Genomic DNA, 10553 nt, shown 5'->3' with positions numbered 1-10553 from the left:
TGGCGGCAAAAATGACGGAATAAGGCAGAATAAACCACAGGGTTTCCAACGTGAATGGTACCTGCGGAACAGCGAACTGCGGCAGACCACCAGCAATATTGGATAAATCACCCACAGTTTTGGTGTCCAGCTGCAGGCCCCAGGCCAGCAGACTGACCACCAGAATACCGGCCAGAGCCGACGGAATCGCTTTGGTCAGTTTCGGCAGATAAAAGGTAATAAACATGGTCAGGGCGATCAGCCCCAGCATAATAAAAAGCGTGCTGCCGCTCAGCCATTCACCGTGTGCCCAGCCCCACTTGCCCACCGGCGTTGAACTCTGCAGCTGCGGTAATTGCGCCAGAAAAATTACGATCGCCAGACCATTTACAAAACCCAGCATCACAGGCGTCGGCACGATACGGATGAACTTACCCAGTTTAAGCGCCCCGGCACTGACCTGAATAATCCCCATCAGAATCACAGCGGCAAACAGAAACTGTACGCCGGACCCCGGACCGTAATCCCGTTCTGCATCAGCCACCAGCGACACCATAACCACCGCCAGCGCCCCGGCAGCACCAGAGATCATACCCGGACGGCCACCGATCACTGCGGTAATCAGACCCACCATAAAGGCTGCATACAGACCGACCAGCGGATGAACACCAGCGACAAAGGCAAAGGCCACAGCCTCTGGTACCAGTGCCAGAGCAACGGTCAGGCCGGACAGCACATCGTTTTTGATGTTGGGTGAAAAAGTCTGCATAAACTCGCGCAGCAGTAGCATGAAAGGTAACTCCGGAGGTCTGGGTAAGCGTGCGACGGATCGTAATCCATGAAAGCGGCGCACTATACCAGCCTGAGCCGACAATTTCAGGTCTTCAGCGGCTTTCGGCCTGACAAAGCGTCACAAGCAACAGACAAAAAAGCCGGAACAGATTGATGTCTGTTCCGGCTTGCGCATTTGCCCGTCTTTCCCCGTAAAGGCTATCCGCGGCTTTCCGCCTCCTCAGCGGATGCCGCATAAGGCGACTGATAACCCGGCTCATGCTGAGCGTCGTCCAGCGAGGCATGGCCACTGAAGCCCAAAGCACGCAGCAGGTTGTCGAGCAGTACGTACAAGGACGGCAGCACCAGCAGACACACGAAGGTGGTAAACAGAATGCCAAAGCCCAGTGACACCGCCATCGGCGTAATAAACTGCGCCTGACGGGACGTTTCAAACACCATAGGCGACAGACCACCAAAGGTCGTCAGCGTGGTCAGCAGAATCGGCCGGAAACGCCGTACCCCCGCTTCACGCACCGCTTCCAGCGCGGTGAGATTGCTTTCAACACGGCGACGATTAGCGTAATCGACAAGAATCAGACTGTCGTTCACTACCACACCGGCCAGTGCCACGATGCCCATGATCGACACAATCGACAGACCGTATCCAAGCAGGATATGGCCCAGAATCGCCCCCACGGCACCGAACGGAATCACCAGCATAATCAGCATTGGCTGAGCATAACTGCGGAACGGAATCGCCAGCAGAACATAAATGCCAAGCATGGCGAAGAAGCCCATCAGCTGCAGATTGCTCATGCTTTCCTGGGTATCGGCCTGGCGACCGCGGAAACCGAATTCAATCGACGGATAGCGCGCCTGCACCTCCGGGAAGATTTCCTGCTGCAACACCGACATCACCGCCGGAATCATATTGCGGTTATCAACTTCGGCAGTAACCTGCACCACCTGACGCCCGTCGCGGCGGTTGATCACCGACGGCGCAATGCCTTCATGCAGAATGGCCACATCCACCAGTGGCACGTAGCCGCCCGCCGGTGTAAGAATCTGCACCTGCTCAATATCGGCAGCATAAGAACGCTCAGCTTCCGGCAGCCGCACCAGCACCGTCACTTCGTTGCGCTGGCGCTGCTGACGTAACGCCCGGGCGCCGTAAAGTGATGCCCTCACCTGAGCGGCAACATCGGCGGGGTCCAGACCGAGACTGAGACCCAGCGCATTCAGCTCCACATCCCACTGCGGTTTACCCTGAGTAAAACTCGACGCCACGTCTTTTACGCCCGCCAGCTGTGCCAGTTCTTCGCTGAGATTTTCACTGGCGGTGCGCAGCAGTTCGTTATCCGTACCGCGCAGTTCAACGGTCAGACCTGCACCTCGGGACGGACCGCCGCCTCGTTCAGCATCAAAGGTCAGGCTGCGGATACCCGGTATTTCACCAATGGCTTCGCGCCAGCGCCGCACCACTTCGTTAGAGCTGATGGGGCGCACATCGGTATCCACCAGACGCGCTTCCACTTCCACCTGTGAGCCTTCGATATCCCCTTCCAGACTGATCACCAGCGGCGTACCGGCGGCTTCAATCGGATCGGTCACTTCACGCAGGTGTTTCTCCAGCAGAGCACGCACTTCACGTGCCTGCTCAATCGGCGCATTGGCCTGCAGCTGTACCGTGGCTGCCGCGGATTCACCCTCAAGACGCGGGAACATGCTGAAGCCCATACGGCCACTGATCGGCCAGGCGAGCACCATCACGCCGAAAGCGACCGCCACAGCAATCACAATGCCCGGCCGCTTCAGGCCGCGGTCGAGCACTGGTAAATAACGTTTCTGAATAAAATGATTGAGGGCTTTATCGACCCGTTTCTGTACGCGGTCCAGGCCATTTTCTGAGGTACGCTTTTTTAACTTGCCAAGGTGAGTCGGCAGAATAAACAGCGCTTCCAGCCAGGAAATCATAAAGCAGCTGACCACCACCGCCGGAATGGCGAAAAAGACTTTGCCCATCATGCCCGGCATCGACAGCAACGGCAGAAACGCCACCACGTTAGTAAGGATGGCAAACGCCAGCGGCACGGCGACTTCGCGTGCGCCGAAAATCGCCGCATCCATAAACGGCATGCCTTTTTGCATATGCTCGTAAATGTTTTCGCCGGCAATAATGGCGTCGTCCACCACGATACCGAGGGCAATGATAAAGGCGAACATGGAAATCATATTGATCGACACGTCCATCGCCGGCAGCAACAACAGTGAACCCAGAAAGGCCGTCGGAATCCCCATGGTCACCCAGAAGGCGAGACGGTATTCGAGGAACAGACTGAGCAGCACCAGTACCAGAATCAGACCGATCACCGCATTTTTCATCAGCAGGCCAACACGCTGGCGATAGGTATCACCGTCGTTGTCGGTCACCACAATCTGAATACCCTGAGGCATTTTGGCGCGGATATCGTCGAGCCGTTCCAGCACCGCATCCACCACGGTCATCGGTGTCTGATCTTCGGCGCGATAGATTTTGAGGCGTACCGCGGTTTCACCGTTGTAAGTCACTTCGTCGTAACTTTCGCTGAAGCCTTCGCGAATTGTCGCCACATCGCCGACGCGCAGAATCACACCGGTGTCGTCGGAAATCAGCGGAATATCAAGAAATTCCTGCGCCCAATAACGTCGGTTATCCAGCGTTACCAGAATTTCACCGGCGGAGGTGCGTACGCTGCCGGCACTCAGTTCAATGGCGTTATCACCAATAACGTCCGCCACCTGAGATAGCGTCAGGCCATAACGTTTGAGATCCTGGCGGGCAATTTCAACGTGAATTTCCTCGTCCGGCGTACCGCGCATTTCAATTTTGGTGACCTGCGACGACAGCAGTAATTCATCTTTAATCTGTTCACCCAGACGTTTCAGACCGAATTTATCCAGCGGTCCGAAAATCGCCAGTTCGATCACATCAATATTACGTCCGGCCATACTGACGATCGGCGTTTCCATTTCCGCCGGAAACGTCGAAATACGGTTCACCGCCTGCTGAATATCCTGATAGGCCTGCTGGCGATCACTGCCATTTTCCAGTTCAGCAACTAACGAGGCAGAGCCCTGCGTCACCCGTACCGTCAGCTCTTTAATGCCATCAACGTCCGCCAGTTCGTTCTCAATGGGCAGCACCACGCCCTGCTCCATCTCCGATGGGGTCGCACCGGCGTAGCTGACAGAAACAGACACGCTGTCGATTTCTGTGTTGGGGAAATATTCCTTACGGATCACCAGCGCCATTAAGAAGCCGCCGATGATCAGAAACGCCATCAACAGGTTGGGCGCCACACCATGCTTCGCCATCCAGGCAACAGGACCTTTATAGCGCAGACTCATGGACGTGCTCCGTTGTCAGCGGCTTCACCCGGCAGACGTACTTTCATACCATCGGTGGCGGTATCAATCCGGTTTTTCAGTACGCTGTCACCGGCTTTAAAACCGCTGGTGCCGAGCCAGGTTTTTTCCCGGCCACGGTAAATCACCTGAGGCTCGCGACGACGCAGACGATGATCGTTCACCGCCCACACCACGCCATCCTGCAGCAGTCGACTGGCAATGACGTAGCCCTGAATTTCTTTGCCGGGCAACACCACATCAACATAATCATTAACCAGCACGCGCGGCGCCGCCATCGGATCGGTTAACTCAATCACCACCCGCGCCTGACGATCAAGGTCGTCCACATCCGGCAAAACATTCAGAATGCGCGCTTCACGTTGCTGACCATCCCAGGCCGGCAGGCTGACGTTGGCAACCGAACCAGTGTCCAGCCAACTGAGGAAATGACGCGGTACTTTCACTTCGATCCACACCCGTTCGGTGCCCACGACATCAAAGATGGCGGTTCCGGAGCTGGCATAACTGCCGACACTGGCACTGCGTGAACTGATGCGCCCGCTGAAGGGCATACGGATTTCACTGCGTTTTAATTCCAGCTGCGCCTGTAACAGCTGAGCTTCCGCCGTTGCCACTGCCGCCTCTGCTGCTGCCAACTGCGGTTTACGCAGCACCAGATCACGCTCTTCCCGACTCAGATTCTGGGCAGCGATGGCGTATTCTTCTTCCGCCAGATCGCCCTGACCTTTCTCAACCGCCAGGTCTGCTTTGGCCTGGGTCAGATTGGCTTTCGCCTGTTTAACCTGCAGCTGGAAATCATCCTGCTCCAGTCGTGCCAGCACGGTGCCCTGCTCCAGCAAAGCACCCGGTGCCGCGTCAGGATTCACCCAGTCAATGCGGCCGCTGACCTGGAACACCAGGCTCACGGAATCCACTGCCGTCGCCGTACCGCCGGTTGTCCAGTAAGGGCGGGACGTTTCCTGCTGCAGCGGCACCACATCCACCAGCCGCGCCTGCTCCTGTGGCGCTACCCGTGCCGGGCGCGGCGCAGAGGTCATAATCCAGTAAGCCAGACCACCGCCGGCCAGCAGAATAACGATGACCCACAACCAGGTCTGTCGATACAGGGCATTTGCCGAACTCATACAGAGACTTCCTTCTTCGAAATACGGATTGATGTGCTGTTCAGTTGATTAAAGCGGCGCGGTGTTTGTTGATCAGCGGGCGTTTCTTTTACGGTCTCTGCTTTTTTCACAGCTTCTGTTTCTTTTACAGCTTCATTCGACCCGCCCGCAGGCTCTGCTGGTGTGGCCGTATCTGCTGCTGATACTGCAGACGCTGAGTCTGATTTTTCTGCCACCACAGACTGCACGGCACCGGCGTTCCCGGCACTATCAGTGGCATCATCAGCAGCGGCAGCAGCACCATCAGCGTCATCATTTACGTCAATAAAGCCACCGTGGCTGACCGCACGGAACAGCGCGATACGACTCTGAATCTGATTCCAGCGGGCTGTCAGCACACGCTGCTCCAGACTCAGCACATCCTGCTGTACGGTTAACAGGGAAAGAAAATCACCAACGCCTTTGCGATAACGGTTCTGTTGAAAGGCTTCGGTTTTCTGCGCCAGCGTCAGCTGGCGCTCCAGGCTGACCAGTGTATCGCTTGTTTCGCGCTCACTGACCAGTGATTGCTGCACGTCCTGCGCAGCCTCCAGAAGCGTTTGCTGATACAGCGCAACAGCAGCATCAACTGCTGCCTGATTGCTGGCAACCAGCGCCCGGCGCGAGCCGCCATCAATCAGCGGCAGGGCCAGTCCGGCAACAAAATTGGCAACCCAGTTATCCAGCACATCGCTCAGATCTTCATCCGTTCCACGATAAGACGCAGAGAGCGTAAAGCGTGGGTATCGGTTGGCCTCAGCCACCGCCAGACCTGCGGTAGCAGACTGCACGTCGTACCAGGCCTGCTCTACATCCGGACGACCACTGACCACCGCTAAAGGCAATGCTGAGACGGTCTTTTCAAGCTGCGGCAGAGGTGGCATGTCATGGTTCATGGCATCCGCAAAGGCGCCACGCTGCAATGCCAGCCATTCTCCCTGGCCGGTCCACAGCGCCAGCTGCTGCTGATAACCCGCCAGCGCTGCCTGCGCGGCAATCACGTCAGCATTCAGGGATTCCAGCAGTTGCTCCTGCTGCCAAACATCACTGATGTCTGCCTGACCGCGCTGAAAACGTCCGCGGGTGACTTTTAATGCGGCTTCTATGCGATCTTTTTGGGAGGCCAGCAATTGCAGGTTTTCCTGCTGCATACGCCAGCCATACCAGTTAAGAGTAATTTCACCGGCTACAGTGTTGGCCTGAGTGCGCAGCGCGGCCTCGCCAGACAGTGCTTCCATACGCGCCTGATCATCCAGTGCTGCCACACGTCCCCAGAAATCCAGCTCGTACTCACTGCTCAGCCCGGCACTCCAGCTGTTGCTGGTCGTACTCGCCTCGCCCGTGCTGCTCTGGCTTTCAGCCCACTGACGGTCTCTGTTCAGAGTAAGGTTCAGGTCCGGATATTTCGCCGATCCCGCATCACGCCATAAGGCACGGCTGCGTGCCAGGTTGGCCCAGGCAGCCTGCAGAGAATAGTTGCGTTCAAGTCCGGTGCTGACCAATTCGTTCAATTGTTGATCGGAGAAACTCTGCCACCAGCGCAGCTCGCTCTGCCAGCTCTGCCCTGCGTTTTCTGCATTGCTGTAACCCAGCTGCGATGGCAGCTGATCTGCCGCTGGCTGTTCGGTCGTCACCACTGAGCAACCCGACAGTATGGCCAGAGGTAACAACAACATCGCTGCAGGTTTCAGCAGCGTTCCGCAGCTCTGTCGAGAGCGCGGATAAGAGTGCTGAGAAGCGCGCCGTGTATTGCCGGTAGCAATCAAAGCGGAGTCTCCTGAAATACGTAAACTCAAAGAAGAGATATCCAATAATTATAAATGTTATGTCCACTTGCCCGGCTATCCATCATGCATGGATGACCATTTCGCAAATGAGAATTATATTCATTTGAAAACTTTGCACCAGACTCTGGCCGCCAAAATACCTGATTTGGGACGTTCTGAGCGTAAGTTATTGTCTGGATTTATGCCATCCTGATGACGAAGTGCAAACTTCAGCCTGAAGAGAAAGTGCAGGAAGAAAAGAAAAAAGCGATGTTGCCGCACAGACAGAGAGCAGCGACTTTGCCGCACTGGCGGACGCCGGGCAAAGCCGTTTCAACAACCCTTACAATAGCCCGTACAACGGCCCATACAACACCCCTTAAAACAGCCGCTACAGAAAGCCGTATGGAAAGCTGACACGAAAGAAATGCGTCAGAAAAACACGGTATAGCTCAGCTCCACAAAGTCATCCTGGCGAATGCTGTAGAGCACCTCATCCTCACTGTTGTCTGCGGCAAACCACCACAGGTTAAGCGACATAGTAGAAAAGGATGTCATACGTGTGGATGCTTCCACCATCAGGCTGCGGCTGCCGCTGTAATCCAGATCCTGCGTCAGCCCGACCAGCAATTCCGATGAATCCGCATCATTGAATGCCCAGCGTGTGCCAACAAACAGATCGTTCTGTGCCAGCCCGCCCTCTTCACTGCGCGAATCCCCCTGATATTCCATCAGAATACCGAGGTCCAGCGGGCTGGCGCAACAATCTCCAAAAGGGCCGACTAAGGTGTATTCGAACCCACCCACCATGGCCTGGTGATCCTGCAGGGCTTCATTACCAGAGTCTTCTGCAACCTGCTGCGCGGAGGCGTCGTAATCGCGATGCAGCGCTTCCAGCTTCCATAGCCAGGAGCCTACCGTGTGCTGCAGCGTCATACCGGCTTCGGTGACCTGCGGATAATAAGGGCGTAATCCGCTGACCAGCGGATTGCCATCGACCAGGGTAATATCCGGCAACAGAAACGGCTGGCGTGATGTACCGGAGAAAATATCCGCGCTGATATCCAGCGGCCAGCCATCAATTTCAAACGAGCGGCTCCAGCGCAGTGCCAGATCGATATGATTTTCTTCATCAGAAGACTGATACACAGCGCTTTTTACCGGCAGCAAGGCCGAAGGTCGGCCATCCTCACTGCTGAACGTGCGCTCCCGGAAATACGGCAGCACAAAGGCTTCCAGCGTACCGGCATCATGCAACCAGATGCCATGCAGCATCGGCTGACCCAGTTTATCTTCACCATCCACGGCTTCGACCTGATCCGTCTGGTTGATCACGTCCACCAGATGCAGGGACTCGGTTACCCCCCAGAACACTTTGCCGATACCTGCACGGACTTCCCAGCTGCTGCCCCACCACTGAAACTGCAGCTCGCGGATGTCGCCATGGGTACGCTCGCTGTCTTCACTGTCGTACCGATAAAAGGGTTTAAAGGTCAGGCGGCTGCTGTCACCGGTATCCCAGGCCATATCACCCAGCCCATAAACTGACATACCACGCTCCGGCTGATCATCCAGCCAGGGCTGCTGCAGAAATTCGCGGTATTCCAGTGATACTTCAAAGTCAGCATCGGGCAACCACTGCGCAGCATTGACAGGACCTGCCGCCCAAAGCACCAGCGGGAATAAATAACATGATCTCATATCAGCGTATCCGTTGCAGACTGGCTTTATTAAAATCGGCATCGGTCAGACCGGTATCGAAGCGGATATCTGCGGTTTTCAGCACCGTACTTTTTCCGGTCTGATGATTCTGCATCGTGGCAGTATGTGCGCGCCAGTACTGATCTTTGTACTGTTTATAATCTGCCAGCGTCAGTGTTTTCAGCAGACTTTTTTTGCGGTCATAAAATTCGATTTTCCACGCCCGCAGATGGTCTTTATCCAGCCAGACAATCTGTTTGGTATAGCCGGAAAATTCATCATTAGGCACCTGCTCAATCACATGACAGGCAATACCATTCACTTCCTCTTCGCGCAGATAGCGAAAACTGTATTTTTCCAGCTCAAAAGAACTCATATCTTCATAGGCAAATTCACTGCCCATAAAAGGGCCGGATTTATTTCGTGACGCAATACGTTTAACCCGCTTCAGAGCAGGCAGATACAGCCATTGCTCGTCAGGCTTGCCGATGTGCGAGAAGTTAAGAAAGGCCGTTCCTTTTACATCCCGCGGCTCATCAAAAATGGTCAGCCCCTTGTCGCCATCATCGGCAACTTCCAGAGTCTGCGAACGGATTTCGCGCACGCTCTCTTCGCCCTGAGCATTACGCAGAATCATAGTCACGGCAGACTGACTGTCGCCCCACCCGGCGTCACGTTGTTTGCGGTCGGTCGCAATCGCCAGGCCTTTATCTTCCATTTCACCGGCCTGTACCGGTGCAAAGAACGACAGCATCATAGCCATGGGCAGTATCATTCGGGTCAGAGCGTTCATAGGGTGCCTCCTGCAGCAGGATGTTCAGATATTGTTTTATTTGTGTCTGGTTTTTCTTGTGAGTTTGTGTCTGTGCTTTTGTCTGTATGGGTATGGCTTAACTCTGCGCCCGCGAGCTTATCTTTTTTATCCAGCAGGAGCAGAAACGCCGGCAGGAAAAAGAAATCCACCAGCAAAGCAATAAAGATGATAAGTGCCGTGGCCAGGCCCATATCCGAATTAAGGCGAAATGCAGAAAACGTCAGCATGGAGAAGCCAATCACCAGCACCACGGTGGTGATTAACAGCGCTCTGCCGACACTGGAAAAGGCGTAACGCACAGCCGCCTCAGCATCGCGGCCATCATCCCGGGCGCGTTTATATTTGGCCAGAAAGTGTACGGTGTCATCGACGATGATACCCAGCGTCATGGACGCCACCACTGACAGGCCCAGATTAATTTCGCCACTGATCAGCCCCCAGATACCAAAGCCCACCAAGGCCGGTCCAAGGTTCGGAATCAGACTGATCACACCCAGGCGTAATGAACGTAATGCCAGCACTAACAAAGCCGAAATCAGAATCAGAGCAGCAATCATGCTGACGATCATGCTATCCATGTTGGTTTCGCCGATATGGGCAAACATCAACCCGGGGCTGGCCGCTGCCAGCCGCACATGTGGAGCGTTGTCCGCCATCCACTGACGCGCCCGTTCTTCCAGCGCCACAATTTCCTGACTGCCCATATTTTTTAGCGTGGAGGTCAGGCGCGTGGAAGATTTATCTACGTTCAGCTGATTATTCAGATCCAGTCCGTATGGCAGTGACATTTCATACAACAGCAGATACTGGGCCGCCAGTTCACGATCCTGCGGCATACGATAATAGTCGCCATCATCGCCATGCATGTTTTTATTCAGGCGTTTAAAGGTATCGGCCAGCGTATTAACGTGATCCCCTTCCGGCTGAGCACGCAACCGCTGCGAAATCTCCGCCAGCGTGTGCAGAAAC

General features: G+C 55.2%; 7 protein-coding genes. All 7 read right to left on the bottom strand.

The window, feature by feature from the left end; genetic code table 11:
* On the bottom strand, window positions 1-769 hold a 769-nt coding region (locus B2Z72_RS18365), incomplete at its 3' end, for a SulP family inorganic anion transporter (protein WP_297005515.1).
* Between the two features lie 200 nt (window positions 770-969).
* Complete coding sequence (locus B2Z72_RS18360) at window positions 970-4140, bottom strand: efflux RND transporter permease subunit (protein ID WP_296980031.1); 3171 nt, start codon at window positions 4138-4140, stop codon at window positions 970-972.
* The gene (locus B2Z72_RS18355; protein WP_297005513.1) at window positions 4137-5285 is read right to left on the bottom strand and encodes an efflux RND transporter periplasmic adaptor subunit; all 1149 of its coding nucleotides are present in this window, start codon (window positions 5283-5285) and stop codon (window positions 4137-4139) included. The genes B2Z72_RS18360 and B2Z72_RS18355 overlap by 4 nt, the downstream gene beginning before the upstream one ends.
* Window positions 5282-7099 carry an efflux transporter outer membrane subunit gene (locus B2Z72_RS18350; RefSeq protein WP_296980566.1) on the bottom strand — a complete coding sequence of 606 codons (1818 nt, stop codon included), beginning with the start codon at window positions 7097-7099 and terminating at the stop codon, window positions 5282-5284. Before B2Z72_RS18350 ends, B2Z72_RS18355 begins: the two co-directional genes overlap by 4 nt.
* Window positions 7100-7501: 402 nt before the next feature.
* Window positions 7502-8770 carry a hypothetical protein gene (locus B2Z72_RS18345; protein ID WP_296980568.1) on the bottom strand — a complete coding sequence of 423 codons (1269 nt, stop codon included), beginning with the start codon at window positions 8768-8770 and terminating at the stop codon, window positions 7502-7504.
* 1 nt (window position 8771) lies between these two features.
* Window positions 8772-9563, bottom strand: coding sequence for an outer membrane lipoprotein-sorting protein (locus B2Z72_RS18340; protein ID WP_296980569.1), 792 nt, complete (start codon window positions 9561-9563; stop codon window positions 8772-8774).
* A partial coding sequence (locus tag B2Z72_RS18335; protein ID WP_297005510.1) for an efflux RND transporter permease subunit occupies window positions 9560-10553 on the bottom strand: 994 nt, incomplete at its 5' end. The genes B2Z72_RS18340 and B2Z72_RS18335, both read right to left, overlap by 4 nt.

Source organism: Thalassolituus sp. UBA6592, assembly GCF_002433655.1.
Lineage (GTDB): Bacteria > Pseudomonadota > Gammaproteobacteria > Pseudomonadales > Oceanobacteraceae > Venatoribacter.
The sequence above is the reverse complement of the archived record's forward strand: the minus strand, read 5'-3'. Positions and strand labels throughout refer to the sequence as shown.